17 protein-coding genes are annotated in these 20,252 nt (G+C 37.1%); 13 read left to right on the forward strand and 4 right to left on the reverse strand.

Translation table 11 applies throughout. The features are described 5' to 3' along the window. Positions 1-119 precede the first annotated feature (119 nt). On the forward strand, positions 120-818 hold the full coding sequence (locus tag ACIP9W_RS12375) for an ABC transporter ATP-binding protein (RefSeq protein ID WP_400789751.1): 699 nt from the start codon (positions 120-122) through the stop codon (positions 816-818). Beyond that, positions 808-2,103 carry an ABC transporter permease gene (locus ACIP9W_RS12380; protein ID WP_400789754.1) on the forward strand — a complete coding sequence of 432 codons (1,296 nt, stop codon included), beginning with the start codon at positions 808-810 and terminating at the stop codon, positions 2,101-2,103. Before ACIP9W_RS12375 ends, ACIP9W_RS12380 begins: the two co-directional genes overlap by 11 nt. Before the next feature lie 32 nt (positions 2,104-2,135). Here the strand turns inward: ACIP9W_RS12380 and ACIP9W_RS12385 are convergent, their stop codons facing one another. From ACIP9W_RS12385 to nhaC, 3 genes are all read right to left on the reverse strand, one after another. Continuing rightward, on the reverse strand, positions 2,136-2,399 hold the full coding sequence (locus ACIP9W_RS12385) for a hypothetical protein (protein ID WP_400789756.1): 264 nt from the start codon (positions 2,397-2,399) through the stop codon (positions 2,136-2,138). Beyond that, a complete protein-coding gene (locus ACIP9W_RS12390) occupies positions 2,396-3,583 on the reverse strand; it encodes a class I SAM-dependent methyltransferase (RefSeq protein ID WP_400789759.1) in 1,188 nt (395 codons plus the stop codon). Before ACIP9W_RS12390 ends, ACIP9W_RS12385 begins: the two co-directional genes overlap by 4 nt. Positions 3,584-3,759: 176 nt before the next feature. Then, positions 3,760-5,139, reverse strand: coding sequence for a Na+/H+ antiporter NhaC (nhaC, locus tag ACIP9W_RS12395; RefSeq protein ID WP_400789762.1), 1,380 nt, complete (start codon positions 5,137-5,139; stop codon positions 3,760-3,762). Positions 5,140-5,324: 185 nt separating this feature from the next. Here nhaC and ACIP9W_RS12400 point away from each other — a divergent pair, with 185 nt between their 5' ends. The 3 genes from ACIP9W_RS12400 (at position 5,325) to hflX (ending at position 9,082) form a co-directional block, all read left to right on the forward strand. After that, positions 5,325-6,956 carry an AMP-binding protein gene (locus tag ACIP9W_RS12400; protein ID WP_400789765.1) on the forward strand — a complete coding sequence of 544 codons (1,632 nt, stop codon included), beginning with the start codon at positions 5,325-5,327 and terminating at the stop codon, positions 6,954-6,956. A gap of 92 nt (positions 6,957-7,048) precedes the next feature. Further along, complete coding sequence (locus ACIP9W_RS12405; RefSeq protein ID WP_400789767.1) at positions 7,049-7,792, forward strand: VOC family protein; 744 nt, start codon at positions 7,049-7,051, stop codon at positions 7,790-7,792. A 15-nt stretch (positions 7,793-7,807) separates the two neighbouring features. Continuing rightward, complete coding sequence (gene hflX, locus ACIP9W_RS12410; RefSeq protein WP_400789770.1) at positions 7,808-9,082, forward strand: GTPase HflX; 1,275 nt, start codon at positions 7,808-7,810, stop codon at positions 9,080-9,082. Between the two features lie 36 nt (positions 9,083-9,118). Here the strand turns inward: hflX and ACIP9W_RS12415 are convergent, their stop codons facing one another. Beyond that, positions 9,119-10,837, reverse strand: a complete 1,719-nt coding sequence (locus ACIP9W_RS12415; RefSeq protein ID WP_400789773.1) for an ABC transporter ATP-binding protein — start codon at positions 10,835-10,837, stop codon at positions 9,119-9,121. Positions 10,838-10,973: 136 nt separating this feature from the next. On the opposite strand from ACIP9W_RS12415, the gene ACIP9W_RS12420 reads away from it, so the two are divergent. The 8 genes from ACIP9W_RS12420 to ACIP9W_RS12455 all read left to right on the forward strand — a co-directional run bounded on the left by ACIP9W_RS12420 (position 10,974) and on the right by ACIP9W_RS12455 (position 20,190). Continuing rightward, positions 10,974-12,461, forward strand: coding sequence for a peptide MFS transporter (locus tag ACIP9W_RS12420; RefSeq protein ID WP_400789776.1), 1,488 nt, complete (start codon positions 10,974-10,976; stop codon positions 12,459-12,461). A gap of 166 nt (positions 12,462-12,627) precedes the next feature. Then, positions 12,628-13,479, forward strand: a complete 852-nt coding sequence (locus ACIP9W_RS12425) for a DUF6612 family protein (RefSeq protein WP_400789778.1) — start codon at positions 12,628-12,630, stop codon at positions 13,477-13,479. A 398-nt stretch (positions 13,480-13,877) separates the two neighbouring features. Further along, positions 13,878-14,834, forward strand: a complete 957-nt coding sequence (locus ACIP9W_RS12430) for an ABC transporter permease (protein ID WP_400789780.1) — start codon at positions 13,878-13,880, stop codon at positions 14,832-14,834. After that, positions 14,821-15,777, forward strand: a complete 957-nt coding sequence (locus ACIP9W_RS12435; RefSeq protein WP_400789782.1) for an iron chelate uptake ABC transporter family permease subunit — start codon at positions 14,821-14,823, stop codon at positions 15,775-15,777. Before ACIP9W_RS12430 ends, ACIP9W_RS12435 begins: the two co-directional genes overlap by 14 nt. Continuing rightward, complete coding sequence (locus tag ACIP9W_RS12440; RefSeq protein WP_400789785.1) at positions 15,774-16,541, forward strand: iron ABC transporter ATP-binding protein; 768 nt, start codon at positions 15,774-15,776, stop codon at positions 16,539-16,541. The genes ACIP9W_RS12435 and ACIP9W_RS12440 overlap by 4 nt, the downstream gene beginning before the upstream one ends. Positions 16,542-16,666: 125 nt before the next feature. After that, positions 16,667-17,710 (forward strand): siderophore ABC transporter substrate-binding protein, encoded by a 1,044-nt coding sequence (locus ACIP9W_RS12445; RefSeq protein ID WP_400789788.1) that lies wholly within the window; start codon positions 16,667-16,669, stop codon positions 17,708-17,710. Positions 17,711-18,868: 1,158 nt separating this feature from the next. After that, positions 18,869-19,480: a phosphatase PAP2 family protein gene (locus tag ACIP9W_RS12450; protein ID WP_400789790.1), complete on the forward strand. Its 612-nt coding sequence runs from the start codon at positions 18,869-18,871 to the stop codon at positions 19,478-19,480. 50 nt (positions 19,481-19,530) lie between these two features. Continuing rightward, complete coding sequence (locus ACIP9W_RS12455) at positions 19,531-20,190, forward strand: uracil-DNA glycosylase (protein WP_400789793.1); 660 nt, start codon at positions 19,531-19,533, stop codon at positions 20,188-20,190. The last annotated feature ends 62 nt before the right edge of the window (positions 20,191-20,252 follow it).

Genomic DNA, 20,252 nt, shown 5'->3' on the forward strand with positions numbered 1-20,252 from the left:
TTTGGAAAGTTTGACTATCAATAAAATATTTCTTAAGAAATTCTTCATATTTCTCCTTCTAAAATGTTAAGAAACAATCTGTACAATAAACGAAAGCAGCATAAGGAAGGAGAAAACAAATGATTCAAATACAAAACGTTAACCATACATTTCTAATAGGGAAAAAAGGAAAAGAAAAAAAGGTACCTGTCTTAAAGGAACTATCCTTTGAAGTGGAAAAAGGGGAAATAGTTGCGATTGTAGGAAAAAGCGGATCTGGAAAATCCACTCTACTACATACAATAGCAGGCTTTATGAGTCCAGAACAAGGATCTATTATCGTGAATGGTCAAGAAACCGTCCATTTGAATGAAACAGAAAGAGCAAAATTCCGTTTAAATAACTTTGGGTTTATCTTTCAAAACTTTCAACTCATGCCTGGGTTAACTGCCTTTGAAAATATAGAGCTACCATTGAAACTAAAGGGAATAGCGCCTAAAAAAAGAAAAACGAGCGTGCAACTATTATTGAAAAAAGTAGGACTAGAGGAAGTAGCAGATCATTATCCAAATGAATTATCAGGAGGTCAACAGCAGCGCGTTAGCATTGCACGAGCATTGATCACTAATCCTCCGATTTTGTTTGCAGATGAGCCAACGGGTAGCTTAGATTCAGAAACCGAACAAGATATTTTGTTGTTAATACAAGATCTCAATCAAACAATGGGCGTAACGTTCGTTATTATTACGCATGACGAGGAAGTCGCAAACATTGCCCATCGTAAATTCAGAATGCGTGATGGGGTAATAGTGAAAGGAGATGCAAACAATGTTATTTAAAGATCAAGTTGACTTTGTAAGCCAACATATTAAGAAGAATAAACTACGTGTATTTATGACCGTACTAGCCGCCACGATGGGATGCGCATTTTTGATCGTCCTTGCTTCCATCGGATTTGGCATACAGGATACGATGCGTAAGGAAATATTAGAAGATCAAGCTATTACCGAGGTAGAAGTGTATACCAATAATGGAGAAGCACTCGACATTTCTCAAATTAGCGCAGTTGAGCATGTAAATGCCATTGTGCATAGAACTAGTATGGACATAATGGCAGTTTCTCAATTAGGCGAGCGTTCGCTTGAAGGGAATATGCTACTAACTAATTTTGCAGAAGAAGAAAAATCAAACCTTCAATTATCCGAAGGGCGTATGCCAACAAAGGAAAATGAAATTGTTGTAGGGTACCAGTTTGCAGAAAACTTATTAACAGATGCGGAACGTAAAGAAATGGAACAAAGTACAGAAGAGGATGCTGAGCCAATAGGGGGCTATAAAGAAACTCTCATCGGAAAAACTATTTCCATGTCTATGCAATCTTACGAAATGGATGAAGCATTCCCTGAAAAGTGGGACTTTACGATTGTAGGGGTAACAGAGAAACCGGCAAGGGACTGGTTTGTCGACACTAATATGTTAGTAGATGAATCGTGGAAAGACAAGTTTCAAGAAGTGTACGAGGCGAATACGGGGAACGAGAATCCGGACTTATTCTACTCTAGCACGAAAATCTACACTTCTAGCCTAGAGCATGTTAAATCGGTAACAGAAGAGCTAAAAGAAATGGGCTATAGTGTGTATTCCGTTTCAGAACAATTGGAGCAGTTAGATGTCTTTTTCATGGCATTTAAAATAGGACTTATCTTTGTTGGGACAATCGCAGTATTAATCGCGTCGATTGGTATTTTTAACACGATGACAATGGCAGTAACTGAAAGAACTCGTGAAATCGGAGTGATGAAAGCAATAGGAGCTAGTCCTAAACTAATTCAGCGTCTATTTTTAATGGAAAGTGCATGGATCGGGATTATCGGGACTGTGCTCGCAGTCATTATTTCATATGCAGTGAGTTTCCTAGCAAACTGGATATTGCCGATGGTAGTAGGAGCAGCATTAGGGGAGGACGAGTTCCAAGATTTATCGATGACATTCTCGCTAATCCCATGGCAGCTTGTGGTCATTGCATCTGTGATTAGCATCAGTGTGGCGATGATCTCTGGATGGAGACCAGCACGAAAAGCAACAAAGATTGATGTCATTCAAGCATTAAGACAAGAGTTATAAAGAAAGGTCGTCTCCGTTATGGAGACGACCTTTTATTGTGAAATGGTGAAATAAGCGAAGAATAGAACTAGTACAACTGCTGCGTTTAGTAAGTTGTAATTCATCCTCGAAATTTTTCTATCCATTTTCTCCGATTTGTTGATGAATGTTATCCCAACAAAGGTGATGAGTATAGCTAAGATTAAGGCCAGAATCGGTTGCATATTATATACACGTGCATCGATAAAATGGACAAGGATGATAGCGATGGCCATTGCCACACCATATGCTACTTTTTTTAGCGTTGGTTCTTTCATTGTCTACTCCTATCTAGGGAATAAGGCATCATTTCTTTCAATTCATTCTCCAAAAACGGCTCTGCATTTAGCATTTGCTTAAACTGCTTATAGCTTTCCATTTGTTCAGCATTTGCTTTTTTTCCATTTTTATAAGCCCGTATCAAGATGTTTTTCGGTGTGTTTTCCATATCGATAAACTCGACTAATTGAGCCTCATAACCGACCATATTAAGAATTTCCGCTCGAATCGAATCCGTTGCAAGTGCGGCAAACCGTTCTTTTATAAGTCCATGCTTTAGCATAATATCTAGCCCGGGTGCGTCTAGCTGTCTATTTAACTCATGCTGGCAGCAAGGGACACTTAAAATTACGCTCGCTCCCCATTTAACTGCACGGGAAAGCGCCATATCTGTTGCAACGTCGCAAGCATGTAACGTGACAACCATATCTACAGCTGTTTCATCGTTGTAATCATTTATATCTCCTACTAAAAACTCCAGCTGCTCATAGCCTAAATCATCTGCAATTTTTGCACATTCCTCAATTACTTCTTTTTTCAAGTCAAGACCCGTTACACGAATATCGAGGCCTTTTTCGATCTTTAAATAATGATAAAGGGCAAATGTCAGATACGATTTCCCAGATCCGAAATCTAGTATACGCACGGGTTTATCCTTTGGTAAATGGGCAAGCGTATCGTCGATAAATTCTATGAAACGATTGATTTGCTTAAACTTATCATACTTTTGCTTTTTCACTTTTCCTTCTTCGGTTTGCACGCCTAAACGAATAAGGAAAGGATAGGGAGTGTGTTCATCTAACAAATAATTCTTTTTCCGATTATGAGAAAGGTTCACTGTTTTTGTAGTCGCTGTTTTCTCCGATTTCCACATTACTTTGTTTTTCTTAGAAAGCTGGACTTGTACTTTCTCTGTTACGATGTCCGCATGAATTTGGCGGAACTGTTCTAACAGCTCATCCAGTGTATTTGCGAATTCGTCTAACTGCACATTTTCATGCTTTAAAATACGTTCATATTGGTATTCCAGTTGTATGTGATAGGTATTTTTTATTTCGATTGGTTTTAGCTTTACACGCTTTATTTCATTTGACTTCGCCCGTGGCTGGCTTATGGTTGCAGCGATTAGCTGTTTGTTTGTGATTTGATCTATTAGATATGCTTTCATTTCTTGAAATTCCATTAAAATCGCCTTCTTTTTCCGTAATATACTTGGAAATAGTGTAACATATCGGTGATATTTTAGGTTAGTTGGAAAATGGAGAACTTTAGTTGGAATTTCAGCCAGTTTAGTTGGAAAAATGAAAGCTTTAGTTGTAAAAATCGAGCATTTAGTTGTAATAGGAAATAAAATGGAAATTACTTAACATAAGTAAGCGTCTTCCCGGTCCATCCAAACAATATCGTAAGAATTGGGCTCAACAAGCAGAAAAATGCGAATGGCAAGTAATCAATTGTGGAGACTGCTAACACATTCGTGATGAATATGCCGCATACACTCCAAGGGACGAGTGGATTCACGACGGTACCAGCGTCTTCCATGACACGTGCCAAGTTTTTATTGGCAAGTCCTACTTTTTTAAACTGTGCTTGGAAGGATTCTCCCGTTAGTAATATTGATAAATATTGCTCTCCTATTAATGTATTCACACCAATTCCAGTAAAAGCAGCTGCCGTAATAACAGACCCTACGCTTTTCAATAAACTTTCTACCTTCGATAGCAAGCTTTGCACAATACCTAGTGTAAATAATAGTCCCCCCATACTTAGGGCAAGTATGACAAGTCCTATCGTGAACATCATGCTATTTATACCCCCGCGAGTAAGCAACGAGTCGACTGCTTCGATTCCTATACTAGATGTATAGCCATTAAATAATATATTCAGTACTTCCTCGAAAGGCGTATATTGAAAGAAGTAGGAAATACAAATAGCTGCAATAGAAGTTAATGCTAAGGCGATGATTGCAGGTACTTTTTTAATAGAAAGTATAAAGAGTAAAACAATCGGAAGTAGCGTATACCAGTGAATCATGCCTGTTTGAAGGAGACCTTCCTGAAAAACATTAATCTGATCTAGGTCTCGGAATTCTTTATTGGGTGATAAAATACCGTATCCAATGAGTGAAATGAAAAATGCTGGAATGGTCGTCCATCCCATATTGCGAATATGTTCAAACAAATCGACTTGAACAATGGCAGACGCAAGATTCGTCGTATCAGACAATGGAGACATTTTATCTCCAAAAAAAGCACCTGACACAATCGCACCCGCAGTAATGGCTAATGAAATATCCATTGCGCTCGCCATTCCGATAAATGCAACTCCCACTGTTGCAACTGTAGTTAAGGAACTCCCAATAGATAACCCAACAATACAAGTAATTAAAAATACAATCGAAAAGAAGAAATGTGGGGTGATAAATTGAAAGCCTAAATAGATAAGTGTGGGGATAGTCCCACCCATCATCCAGCTACTTATTAATATACCTATAAAGAAAAAGATGAAAATTGCACCGAGCCCTGCTTTTGAGCCTTCTACAAGTCCTTCTTCTAGCTTTTTATAAGGCACTCTTTTAAATAGCCCATATGTGATCAGTAGTAAAATAGCCAACAAAATAGGCATATGTGGAACTGCATCAAATTGAACAATACAAACTGCCATTAATGCAATAATCATAAACGTAATGAGAACAGCCTCTATAAAAGAAGGCGTAATTGTCGAACGAATTCGAAACATTGTAAATCCTCCTCCATGAAAATCGATTCAAACACTTTCGCACTTCAACGCTTTGAAGTGGCGAAGTAATTAGGATTTTATCACGTTTTATTATTAAGTCAATTAGTTAATAAATAGTCTATTTCGTCAGAATTTTGTGATAGAATGATAGGAATAGAAATAACATTCAAAAAGGGGAGATTTGTTTGTTAAACGAAAAAACAATAGGGCAGATTGTAAAAGAAGCAGCTAGAAAGTTTCCAGAAACAGAAGCATACGTATATCCCGAGCACGGGATTCGAAAAACATATAAAGAATTTGACGAAGAAACGGACGAGCTTGCAAAAGCGTTCATTGGTACGGGTATTCAAAAAGGGGAACATGTTGCGATTTGGTCTGACAACAAAAGAGAATGGTTACTAAGTCAGTTTGCAACAGGAAAAATGGGTGCTGTTCTTGTAACAGTAAATACGAATTATCAGGAAAGTGAGTTGGAGTATTTACTGCAGCAGTCCGATGCAACGACACTTATTTTATGTGAATCTTATAAAGGAACGTCTTATCTAGACATTATTCGAGCTGTTTGCCCAGACATCGAGAACTCAGAAAAGGGTAAGATACAATCTGAGAAATTACCACATTTGAAACGTGTCATTGTAATGAGTGAAAATGACTATCCAGGCATTTATACATGGACTGAGTTGCTGGCTCACGCAGAAAAGGTCTCTGATGAAACACTTGAGCAACTATCGAATTCCCTTCATAATGAGGATGTTATTAATATGCAATACACATCTGGTACAACCGGGTTTCCAAAAGGAGTTATGCTAACGCATAAGAATGTGGTGAATAACGGACAGCTTGTTGGTGATTATATTCATCTTACAGAAAATGACCGACTATGCATCCCCGTTCCGTTTTTTCATTGCTTCGGATGTGTCATGGGAACCATTGCATCTGTAACTCATGGAACGACAATGGTTATTATTGAACAGTTTAACCCAGAAAAAGTATTGCAAATGGTGCAGGACGAAAAATGCACTGCCTTACATGGTGTACCTACTATGTTTATAGCGGAGCTAAATCACCCAGATTTTGCTCAGTTCAATCTGAAATCATTGCGTACTGGAATTATGGCGGGATCCATTTGTCCAATCGAAGTGATGAAAAAAGTAATAGAAGATATGGGATTGTCGGAAATTACTATTGCATACGGACAAACAGAATCTTCTCCTGTCATTACACAAACAAAAACAGATGATGCGATTGAAAAGCGAGTTTCCACTGTTGGAAAAGCACATCCTGGAGTAGAAGTGAAAATTATCGATCCGGTAACAGGAGAAGATACACCTGCAGGAGTTCCAGGTGAGTTATGTACGAGAGGTTACTTAGTGATGAAAGGCTATTATAAAAATGAAGAAGCGACAAAATCTGCGATTGATGCAGAAGGGTGGCTTCATACCGGGGATATCGCGGTTATGGATGAGGAAGGGTATATCGATATAACTGGTCGTATTAAAGACATGGTCATCCGTGGCGGGGAAAATATATATCCAAAAGAAGTAGAGGAATTTTTGTATCAGCACCCATCCATTCAAGATGTCCAAGTAGTAGGAGTTCCTGACCCGAAATACGGAGAGGAGCTTATGGCATGGATTATATTAAAAGCAGGGGAAAACTTAGATGCTGAGCAACTAAAGGATTTTTGCAAAGGGAAAATATCACATCATAAAATTCCGAAATATATTGAATTTATCGATGCATATCCAATGACAGCATCCGGTAAAATTCAAAAGTTTCTCCTTCGGGAAATGTCGAAAGAAAAAGCCTTCGTATAAGATATTTCCCGGGAAATCGACAAAAAGAGATGACATATTTCTTAGTCATCTCTTTTGTTCTTTTATAATAGATAGAGGGAAGGGCTGGTAAAATGTATTTAGACCATATCGTTCATCACGTAACAAAGACGCCAAATCAGGTGACCATAGATTGGAGTGAGACGGGAGCTCATGCAGTTATTGGAGGACAGCATACATATTGGGGGACATATAATGCACTCTTATATACCAAAACGAGCTATATAGAGTGGTTAGCAATTGAACATAAAGAAGTTGCTGAAAATGCCAATCATCCATTAATCAATCTATTGTTACATGATTTGAAATCAGCCCCTGGGTTTGGAACGATTTGTATTCGTACGACATCCATTGACGAATTACATAAGCAACTGGAAGCGAAAGGTATAGAAACCTCAGGAGTATTACATGCTGAAAGAAAAACAACCAGCGGTCTAATACGTAGGTGGAAGATGCTGTTTGTTAAAGAAGAAATAAGTGATGCCCTTCCTACACCATTTTTCATCGAATGGGAGGAAAGTGATGAGGAGCGCTATCAATCACTTCGAGAAGATGGCACAATTAACGAAAGTAATTTACAATTAAGGATCTCAGCATGTGAGTTTCATGTATGTGAACCGAGGGAAATAATGAATAAATGGAAAAGATATTTCGATTTAGTAGAAGAAGATGAACATATACTTTTACTAAACAATACAAAGCTAGTCTTCAAAAAGTTAGAAAACGGAAAGAAAGAAAGACTAAAAGTGGTTCATATAGAAGGATTAAAAGATAAAGAAACAATACTGTATGAACAGGCAACGTATCACTTCCATTAGGAGGAGGAATTATTTTTGGAGGATTTTTTAGAAAAGGCGATCATTGTTGCGGTTAATTTGCAGCATGATGAGCATTTTGAATATGGATTAGAAGAATTGCACAATTTAGCAGAAGCGCTAAATGTTGAAGTAGTGGGAGAGGTTACGCAAAATCTAGAGCGTGTGACGAATTCGCATTATGTTGGAACTGGTAAAGTGGAAGAGATTAAAAACTTTTATGAAGAAGCCGGTGCCAATCTTGTTATTTTTAATGATGAACTAAGCCCTTCACAAATTCGAAATCTAGAGAGTGACTTAGAATGTAAAGTAATCGATCGAACGATGCTTATTTTAGACATTTTTGCCAGACGAGCAAAATCGAATGAAGCACAAATGCAAGTAGAATTAGCGCAGCTTCAGTATATGCTTCCACGACTAGTTGGACTCCGCGCATCTCTAAGCAGACAAGGTGGAGGTACTGGTGGTGGTTTTAAAAACCGTGGTGCAGGGGAAACAAAGCTAGAGCTAGATAGACGTAAGATTGAAGACCAAATTGCCAAACTAAAACGCGAGCTAGAGCAAGTTAAATACCAGCGAGAGACGCAAAGAAAACAGCGTAAGAAAAATGCAATTCCAGTCGTATCATTAGTAGGATACACAAATGCAGGTAAGTCCACTATTATGAATCAATTACTTCATAAAGTTGGGCAGACAGATTCCAAGCAGGTATTTGAAAAGGACATGCTATTTGCTACACTTGAAACTTCTGTTCGTCAGATTAAGTTACCAGACCAAAAAGAGTTTTTATTAACCGACACGGTTGGATTTGTTAGCAAACTACCTCACCATTTAGTCAAAGCATTCCGTTCTACTTTAGAAGAGGCAAGAGATGCAAGCTTATTACTACATGTAGTTGACGTTTCGAATGCTGAGCATCGTTATATGATGGATGTTACTAACGAAACATTACTCGCTGTTGGCGTAGAGGATGTTCCAACCATTTATGTATACAATAAATCGGATTTAGCGGATATGAAATACCCGTATGTATCTGGAGAGAATATTTGGATTTCTGCTAAAGAAGGAGCAGGTCTAGACGAACTGCTAGGAATGATTAAGAAGCATATTTTTTCTGACTATATTGTGTGCAACATGTTAATCCCTTTTGACAGAGGTGACCTTGTCTCGTATTTAAATGAACATGCTTCTGTAGAGTCAACTACTTACGAAGAAGAAGGTACACTAGTGAAAGTTGAATTAAAGAAATCAGACTATGATCGTTTACAACAATTTGTCTTCGTACAAGAATAACAAAAGAAGCTTATCGCCTGTGCGATAAGCTTCTTTTTATACTTCTTGGAACTGGATATTATGCAACCTAGCAAAAATACCATCTTGCGCAACTAATTCATTATACGATCCATCTTCTGCGATACCATCTTCGGTTACAACTAATACGCGGTCAGCATCCCGAATAGTCGCAAGTCGATGCGCAATAATAAGTGTAGTGCGATTTTCTGCAAGCTCCATTAATGATTTTTGAATTATTTTCTCTGTTTCCGTATCAAGGGCAGAGGTGGCCTCGTCCAATATTAAAATTGGAGGATTCTTTAAAAACATACGAGCAATGGCAAGACGTTGTTTTTGACCGCCTGATAATTTAAGTCCTCTTTCTCCAATTTGCGTGTCATACCCATGTGGAAGACCGGCGATAAAATCTTCTAAATGGGCTTTTTTTGCTGCCTCTCGAATTTCTTCGGTAGTAGCATCTTTTTTTCCGTACGCAATATTTTCTTCAAGTGTGCCGGTAAATAAGAAGACATCTTGTTGTACAATTCCGATTTGAGAACGTAATGATTTCATTGTGACGTCTTGAATATTTAGTCCATCAATTGAAATGGTCCCTTCATTCACCTCATAAAAACGTGGAATAAGTGAACATATAGTTGTTTTTCCGGCTCCAGACGGACCAACAAATGCCACCGTTTCCCCTGATTTGATCGATAAATTGATATCCTCTAATACAGATTTATGCTCATCGTATCGGAAGCTAACATTCTCAAATTCAATATCTCCATTTAAATGAGAGACACTTAGAGCATTTGGTCGATCTTTAATCTCCGGTTCTTGTTCCATAAGATCTAAAAAGCGTTTAAATCCAGCCATCCCTTTTGGATATAGCTCAAGCAGGGCAGTGATTTTATCAACGGGTTTGATCAACACATTGACATAAAGGATAAAACCAACAAGTTCTCCTGGTTTAAGTAATTCTTTATAAGTAAACCAAGCTCCCACCACAAGTACTACTAACGTTACAAGGCGAGTCATCATATAAATACTCGAATGTGTGCCTGCCATTACTTTATAGGCTTTGAGTTTTGCTAGACGGAATTGTCCATTGTCTTGTTTAAAACGAGCTATTTCAAAATTTTCATTCGTAAATGATTGGACCACTCGTACACCGGATACACTATCTTCAACACGTGCATTTACATCAGCGATTTTACCGTACATGTTTTTCCAAGCCTTGTTCATCATAATATTTCCGTAAGTTGCGACAATAGCTAAGAAAGGAACCATTACAATTGCTATAACGGCAAGCTCTGGATTGAGATTGAACATGATTATAAAAGCACCGATAAGGGTCATAATAGCAATGAATAAATCCTCAGGTCCGTGATGGGCCAGTTCACCGATATCAAATAAGTCATTGGTAATACGGCTCATAACATGTCCCGTTTTAGTATTATCAAAAAAACGGAAGGACTGCCGTTGCACATGATTGAACAATTGCTGGCGCATATCAGTTTCGATATTAATACCGAGCTTATGTCCTAAATAACTCACAACATAGTTTAGGAAAGTGCTCAATATATAAACGAGCAACAGTAAAATACTAACTTTTACAATCATATTCCAATCGCCAGTTGGTAATAATACATCAATAAACCATGACACAGCCATAGGAAATACTAGTTCTAAGATGGCTACAAATACTGCACTACTAAAATCAATGACGAATAACCGTTTATGTGGTTTATAAAATGAAAAAAATTTCTTTAGCACCAAATCTCCCTCTTCCTTCTATACATAAAGACTATTATAGCGAACAATTTCATAAAACGAAATAATTGGATAATTTTTGACAGAGAAAAGGGAGGGCGGTATAATGGATGTCTCAGTTTAGAAAAGAGGGTAAAGTATGTTTTCAAAAGAAGAAATAGTTAAGTCAGTCCCACAAAAAGGCTTCTTTGGACATCCGAAAGGGTTATTGTCCTTATTTTTCACAGAGTTTTGGGAGCGTTTTTCATACTACGGTATGCGCGCAATTCTAATCTATTATATGTACTACGAAGTAACACAGGGAGGATTGGGACTAGACCGAACCACTGCTAACTCTATAATGGCAGTATATGGTTCTCTTGTTTATATGTCAGGAATTATTGGAGGTTGGATAGCCGACCGCCTATTTGGTACGACAAGAACTGTATTCTATGGTGGAGTTTTAATAATGCTCGGGCACATCGTATTGTCGTTTCCAGGTGGAATTACGCCACTATTTATTTCGATGGCACTGATTATCATAGGAACAGGGCTATTGAAGTCTAATATCTCCACAATTGTTGGTGATTTATATTCAGAGAAAGACGCTCGTCGTGACTCTGGGTTCAGTATTTTCTATATGGGTATTAACATGGGTGGATTCCTTGCACCTTTAATCGTTGGTACTATTGGTCTTGAGTATAATTTCCATTTAGGTTTTGGACTAGCAGCTGTTGGAATGGCATTGGGATTAATCGTCTTCTTACTAACGAAGAAAAATAATCTTGGATTAGCTGGTTCGTATGTGCCAAATCCAATGTCTAAGGAAGAACGCAAAAAGGTATTTAGTAGAATTGGTATTGTCATTGTAATCGTATTAGTTCTTGGATATATCTTAGTGCAACAAGGGATTATGACAATCGATGTATTTACAATGACGGTATCTATTTTAGGTATTGTTATTCCTACTTTGTATTTCATCGTTATGTATAGAAGTGATCGAACAACGGATGATGAGAAGTCAAGATTGCTTGCTTATATCCCGTTGTTTTTAGCGGCAATGATGTTTTGGGCAATACAAGAACAAGGATCGAATATATTGGCGCAGTATGCAGATGAGCGTGTTAATCTGATGATAGGATCTTTTGAGATTTCACCTGCATGGTTCCAATCGTTAAATCCGTTATTTATCATTGTGCTTGCACCTGTTTTTGCTTGGATGTGGCTAAAACTTGGTGATAGACAACCATCTACACCTAAAAAGTTTGCATTCGGATTATTCTTTGCAGGGATGTCTTTCATTGTGATGATCATTCCAGCGTATATGAATGGAACAGAGACACTTGTTAATCCATTTTGGCTTGTACTTAGCTTCTTCTTAGTTGTACTTGGTGAGCTACTTCTATCTCCAGTTGGTTTATCTGCAACAACGAAGCTTGCACCAGGAGCGTTTGCGGCTCAAACAATGAGTTTATGGTTTATGACGAACGCATCCGCACAAGCGATCAACGCACAAGTGGTTAAACTATATTCACCAGAAAATGAAGTATTATACTTCGGTGTAATTGGTGTCATTGCACTTGTCATTGGATTGTTATTGTATTTAATGACACCTTTAATCCAAAAGTACATGCGTGGAGTAAAATAAATTATAAATGCGAAAGGGATGCGGCAGATTGCATCTCTTTCGCATTTTTTTATCTAGTCGGGTTTAATGAGAGTATTGGTAAATGAATAATCATGAAAATAAATGAAACCTTTCCGAAACTTTACTCGTATAATAATTATCAAAGCATGAAGGGATGATAACTAATATGAAGAAATGGACAACGCTAATAGCGGTAGCCACATTATCATTAGGTTTAGCTGCATGTAACGAGACTGCTAAACCAGCAGAAAAGACAGAGGTAACAAAAAAGAGTGAGTTAACACTTCAAGAAGTATATGATAAATCTATTGCTGCATCAGAAGAACTGAAGAGTGTACGAGCAGTTATGGATCTAAATCAAAAAATGAATATACCGAATGAAGAAAATGAATTGGAAATTAGTTCGAAAATGGATATGGAATATATAGTCGAACCAATGCAGATGCATCAAAAAGGGACTTCTACTGTAAGTGGGCTAGTGGAAGGCATGACTGATCAAACATCTAAATCCGAAAGTTACATGACTGCGGATGAGTTCTATGTATACGATGAGTCTACCGGTGCCGGACAATGGATGAAGCTCCCACAAGAAATGATGGTGGGAATTATGAATGCTTCAGAACAAGCGAATGCGTCTGACCAGTTGAAGCAGATTGAAGGATATTTAGATGACTTTACGTTCGAACAAGATAATGATAACTATATATTAACGCTTGAAGCTTCAGGGGAGAAATTCACAGAATTAGTAAAAACGCAAGTTGATGAAGTAATGCAATCAATGGGTATGGGAGAAGAGATTCAAATGGATTTCGATATTCACTCAGTAAACTATTTGATTCACATTGATAAAGAAACGTTCCAAACGAATAAATTAGATGTTGTGTTTGATATGGATATGGATATAGACGGTGAAAAAATGAACATTGTACAAGATGTAAAATCTACTTTCTCTGGTTTCAATGAAGTAGAAGAAATCGTTATTCCACAAGAAGTAATCGATCAAGCTGTAGAACTATAAATAGAAATAGGTTAAGAGACTGCTCTGGTTGTTGTAATTAAACGACAATCGGGAGCAGTCTTTTTATTTACTCTCTTACCTATAGTTATAGTAAAATTGTAATAGAAGAATAAACATTATATATAATATATCCTTAAATGAAAATCATTGTCATTTATAGGTTGACTTGTATTAGCAAACTGCTATAATGAAGTTGGTGAGTAAATGATAATGATTTTCACTATCGTAAACTCCTAAATAGTACGTAGTAGAGAGACATAAATAAAACTAATTAGTAGAACTTTCTTCTTATCTCTCTTTGTTGGAAGAAGCAATTGCCGTTCTTCTATGTAAAATAAATTGAATACTCAGTGTTGGCCATAATTTTCACTGAGAATCAAAGAAATATGGGGTTAAAAATGAGACTGTGGATGTTGATTATTGCAGTAATCATCCTATCGTTTATTTCGCTATTTATTGGTGCGATTAATATAAAGCCAAGTGATTTGCTTAATTGGGAATCGTTAGAAACACAAATTTTCTTAATTAGTCGTTTACCAAGATTATTAGCTATTATATTAGCTGGCGCAGGGATGGGTATTGCAGGTTTAATTATGCAAAGTTTAAGTAGAAACAAATTTGTATCGCCAACAACGGCTGGTACATTAGATGCAGCAAAATTAGGAATTATCATATCAATGATGTTCTTTACAAGTATGTCCTATATTGGACAGATTCTTTTCAGTTTTGCTTTTGCTTTAATTGGTACATTCATTTTTATGCAATTGCTTGAACGAATTAAGTTTAAAGATGCAGTGTTTGTTCCACTTATCGGGATTATGTACGGAAATATTATTGGAGCAATATCTACTTTCTTAGCGTATGAAGGTAATATTCTACAAAACGTGGATACATTTTTCCAAGGGAGTTTCACGTTAGTTGTATCTGGGCGTTATGAACTTCTTTATGTAGCTGTACCGGCGATTATTCTTGCTTATATTTATGCCAATAAATTTACCGTGGCAGGTATGGGTGAGGATTTTGCTAAAAATGTCGGTTTAAGCTATCGAGCGGTAATGAATATTGGATTAATTATTGTTGCAGTTATTTCCACTACTGTGATTTTAACTGTTGGTATTATTCCGTTCTTAGGGTTAATAGTACCTAACCTTGTTTCCCTTTATTTAGGGGATAATTTACGTAAAACAATTCCACATACCATCTTTCTTGGCGCAGCTTTCTTATTAATCTGCGATATTATTAGCCGATTAATCGTACATCCATTTGAAATTCCAGTAAATACAACTGTAGCAGTAATCGGTAGTGCGATCTTCTTAATTATGTTATTTAGGGGGAAAGCATATGCGAAAAAATAGTACGAAGCTAATAATACTAGCAGTTATTGCTATCATATGTATGTTGTTATTTGCTTTTTACAATATACAAGGTGGTTTTAGTTATGCGTTCCCGAAACGTTTAGAACGATTATTTGCAATGGTCATTACAGGTACTGCAATCGCCTATGCAACAGTAGCATTCCAAACCGTAACCCACAATCGATTGTTAACGCCATCGGTTATGGGGATTGACTCCATGTATGAGATTGTTCAAACGATTATTTACTTTGCACTTGGATCATCGTCCATCTTTGTTGTAAGTCGTTATTTAAATTTTAGTGTATCTATTATTGCAATGGTTCTGTTTGCTTTAATCTTATATCGCTTCTTATTCCGTGCTGATAAGTATCCTATCTTCTTGCTTTTATTAGCAGGTATGATTATCGGTACACTACTTGGAAGCTTGGTTACCTTTATGCAAGTAATTATTGATCCAGTAGAGTATGAAAGCTTACAAGCTCGTTTGTTTGCTAGCTTTATGAACGTAAAAACAGAGTTGCTATTTATATCAGCAGGTATTGTAATCTTAGCGTTTGTTTATGGTACACGGATATTACATAAGTTAGATGTTATGTCTTTAGGGCGTGATAATGCCATTAACTTAGGTATTAACTATGACAAAATGGTTTTACGTATATTAATTTTGTCTTCCATTTTAATTGCAGTATCTACAGCATTAGTAGGACCCATTACGTTTTTAGGATTAATTGTTTCTAACTTAGCGTATCAGTATTTTGCTACATATAAACATTGGGTTTTAATAGTAGGTGCAAGTTTAATAAGTATTATTGCATTAGTCGGCGGACAATTTTTAGTGCTTCATGTATTTCATTTAACTACAACAATTAGTGTAATTATCAACTTTATCGGTGGTCTTTACTTTATTTACTTATTACTAAAGGAAAGTAGGAAAGCAGGATGATTGAGATAAAAGGGCTTTCTAAAAGCTTTGGGAAAAAAACGGTTGTCGAAGATGTTACATTGAAAATTCAAGCAAAAGCCATTACGTCCTTTATTGGACCGAATGGAGCGGGAAAATCAACGCTATTATCTATGGTAAGTCGTTTGTTAGATGCAGATACTGGTGAGGTATTGTTAGATCAATCCGACGTGAAAAAAATGAAATCAGATTCATTTGCTAAACGCGTTGCAATTTTAAAGCAAACAAATCATTTAAATATTCGTTTAACAGTTAGAGAGCTTGTATCTTTTGGACGTTATCCGTATTCAAAAGGTCGTTTAAACGAAGAAGATCAAAAATTTGTGGACCAGGCATTAGAGTATATGAACTTAACTGAAATGCAAGATAAGTTTTTAGATGAGCTTTCTGGTGGTCAAAAGCAGCGTGCCTTTATTTCTATGGTTATTGCACAGGATACAGAATATATTTTACTAGATGAACCTTTAAATAATCTAGATATGAAGCATTCTGTACAGATCATGAAAATCTTGCGTAAATTAGTAGATGAGTTAGGTAAAACGGTTGTTATCGTATTGCATGATATTAACTTTGCCTCTGTTTATTCAGATCGTATCGTTGCGTTGAAGGATGGACGTCTAGTAAAAGATGGGCCAACACATGAGATTATTAATTCGAAGGCTTTACGTGAAGTGTATGATATGGACATTCCTGTTCAAGTACAGGATGGTTGTCGAATTTGTGTATATTTTAATTCACATAATTGATTTTAATTTTTTTAATCTTAAAAGTGATTGACAATTGTAATAGACTAATTTAGAATGAAATCTAGTTAAATGATAATGATTATCACTATCAATTGAAGAAGAGATACTAGGAGGAGAAATTTAGAATGAAGAATTGGAAGTTTTTAACCGCTGCATCAGCGTTAGTATTAATGTTAGCTGCATGTGGATCAGAGGAAGCAGAAACACCAAAAACAGATGATACAAACCAAGCAACTGAAACAGAAAAAGAAGAGGTAGCGGAAGAGTCAGCATTCCCTATGACAGTATCTTCGTTAAGTGCTAATCGTGAAACTGAAGAGGGAGCTTCCATTACATTTGAAGATATTACTTTAGAGGAAGAGCCAGAGCGCATCATTAGTTTAGACTATGGTTTCTTAGATACACTTGATGCATTAGGAGTTGAAGGTATCGTTGGTGTAGCAGCTGGTGGTGGTAAAGGGAACATTCCAGCACACTTAAAAGAAAAATATGCACCAAGCGATGAGATAGCTGACGTTGGTACATTAAAAGACATTAACTTTGAAGCAGTAGCAGCTGCTAACCCTGACATTATTTTCATCTCAGGTCGTCAAGCTCCATTCTATGAAGAATTAAAAGAAATTACACCAAACGTAGTATTTATTGGTTCGGATAACTCGAACTATATTGATGCAGTTTATGAAACAGTTGACCTAGCAGCTGAAATCTTTGATAAAGCTGACAAAGCAGAAGAGTTAAAAGCTGGATTACAAGAAAAAGTAGATGCTGTAAAAGAAAAAGCAGCTGGCTATGAAAATGCATTAGTAGCTATGTATAATGACAAAAAAGTATCTGGTTTCGATAATGGTGAAGATTCTCGTTTCGCATATGTATACAATGACTTCGGATTTGTACCAGCAACTACTGATATTAAAGCTTCTTCACATGGTTCCGATTTCTCTTATGAGTCAATACTTGCTGTAGATCCAGAAGTACTATTAATCGTTGACCGTACTGTTTCAGACGTAGAAACAATTAAAGCTGATATCGAAAATGATATTATTAAACAAACTCGTGCTTACAAAGAAGGTAAAATCGTATACTTAGATGGTACGAACTGGTACTTCTCAAGCAACGGTATCACAACTGAAGCAGATAAATTACAAGAAATCTTAGATGAATTAAAATAATTCATCCTATAAAGTCAGTGGAGCTACCCTAAGCGTTTGCTAATAGGGTAGCTCTTAATTCTTTATATGAAAAGAATTGGGAACATATAAGCCGGTCATAAAGCGGAAAATTAAAGAGCATGACGGTAAATCACCTAAACCAGAATACGTTATTTTCATGGACCCGGGAAACTATACCATTGTAGAATAATTAATTAAATAATACTGTGATTATAATAATCCATGAGGAATTAAACCTCGTGGATTTTTTTGTGGCTTCTCATATTATAAGACTAATACAATATCGTTTGCTAGGGAAACTGCGCGGTAAAGCTTTATTAGGTGTCCGCCGTGATTTTCACTCCAGTCGGGCGCTTTCCGTGGGGTGAGCGATGAGCCATCCCCTCCGCTTTGGGCGTCGTTGGGATGTCTCATTAGCCCACCAGAGGAACGAAGGCTAAGGTCGCCACCTCGTGTGGCAATGCCTTCGAAACCAACATCCTGTTGGCCTCCACAGGAGTCGACGCCTGAAGTGAAAATCAATAATAACTACTTGTTTATTCATTATCGGCTTGCTAAAACCAACTATTAAACAGTTTCTCAACTGGTTAAATCTAATAAATGGTGAAGTGCGACAATATCCACTTTGTCTGCGATAAACTAGCCCTTGAACACGATAAAATACCGGCTGAACGCGACAAAGTCGATGCTTTTTGTAAAGCAATCCCCAATAATGCGCCATTATTATCGGCGTCTCACTCCAAGTAAACTTGTTTTATGAATAATTGGTTGCTCTCAGGGGAAATTTGGTTGCTTTCAGACTGTCTCTAGTTGCTCTCAACAGTCATTTGGTTACTCTCAGGCTAGGACTGGTTGCTTTCACTGCTTTTTGGTTGCCCTTATCCATTTTCTGGAGATACTTATTCTGTAACAACTTAATTGAAGGGATATACTACGTCGGCGCGAGACTCCTGTAGTCACTCGCGACGAAGTGACTCGGCGCTCGCCCGTGGAAAGCGAAGCGCCGTCGTACTGAATCCAAGTGGTCACTTTCTTCCACTCACCACCACGCAGTTTCCTATATAGCGAACCCATGCCGAATAATATCCATGCAATTGTGTATTGTAATTATGTAGTCTATACTTTTATCATGAATAATTTTGAGAGGAGTGGGATACAATGAAAAAATGGTTTTATCCACTTGGACTTGTAACACTACTTGGATTTGCCGCATTATATATAACTTTTACATCAGAAGAAATGGTGCAACTGGATCGTAAAATGAGCGAACTTATTTATGGCAATCAATTCATCACGTTATTTCATTATATAGGAGAACAGAAATTTATTGTTATCATGATGTTGATCTTATTCGCCTACTTATGGATACGCTCGAAAAATTATCGTGGTATGTTATTTGGATTGTTTTCTGTAGGTGTAGGGAACGTGCTCAACCAGCTTATGAAAAAGTGGGTGGAAAGAGAGCGACCAGATATTCCGAATCAGCTAGAAAGCTTTAGTTTTCCGTCTGGGCATGCGATGGTTGGATTATTGTATATATTTACGATTGCCTATTTCTTAGCCGAACATCAAACGAATAAAAAAGTTCGCGTGTCAATATGGATTGGTGCACTTATACTTACCGTTCTAATTGGATTATCGAGGGTTGCAGAAAGTCGCCATTATGCTACCGATGTGTTTGCAGGATGGATGGCAGGGTATACATGGTTTATCCTCGTTGTATTATGGTACGAATTTCGAAGTAACATTTTTAAAAAGAATAGACCCTAGAATCCTTTCCTCCTCTTGGAAAGGATTTTTTCAAAAGGAGTGTAAGAAGTATGTTTGAACTACCGGATGAACTAGTCACACTTGGCAAGGAAAGAATAGAAGGATTCCCAGTAGAAGGCTTTGTCAGAGGGAAAGGACCTAAAAATCCTACTATCCTGCTAATAGGAGAAGCACCAGGAGAGAATGAAGCGGTCCAAGGGATGCCATTCGTAGGTAGAGCAGGAGATGAATTAGTGAAATCTCTTACAAGTATCGGTTTAACAAGAGATAACGTCTATATGACAAGTGCGGTGAGAAGTCGTCCATATATTTGGAAAGATAAGAAAGCAAGAAATGGTGAAATAACGAAGAGGAAATACAATCGTCCACCTACTCAACAAGAAATAATTGCCCATGCACCTGTCCTCGATTATGAACTAACCCATATAGCGCCAGTCGTCATAGTTACGTTAGGAAATGTAGGACTGCAACGGTTACTTGGCAAAGATGCAAAGGTATCTGCTCTACATGGGCAGTTGATCGAACATGAGGTACAGCATTTAGCATCGCTAGAAGAAAATAAATTCAAATGGTCAGAGGAAAAGTATTTAATCATTCCAACATACCATCCCGCAGCTGTATTTTATCGTCCTTCCAATCGGGATATTTTAGAAGAGGATTGGGCGAAAATAGGGCAATATATTGCTTCAGCAAAATTAAAATTTTCATGAGTCTAAAAGAATTGCGTGAGGGAAACTTAATGCGTATAATAAATGAAAATCGATATTTAGAA

Source organism: Psychrobacillus sp. NPDC093180, from assembly GCF_044754065.1.
In the GTDB taxonomy this organism is placed as follows: Bacteria; Bacillota; Bacilli; order Bacillales_A; family Planococcaceae; genus Psychrobacillus.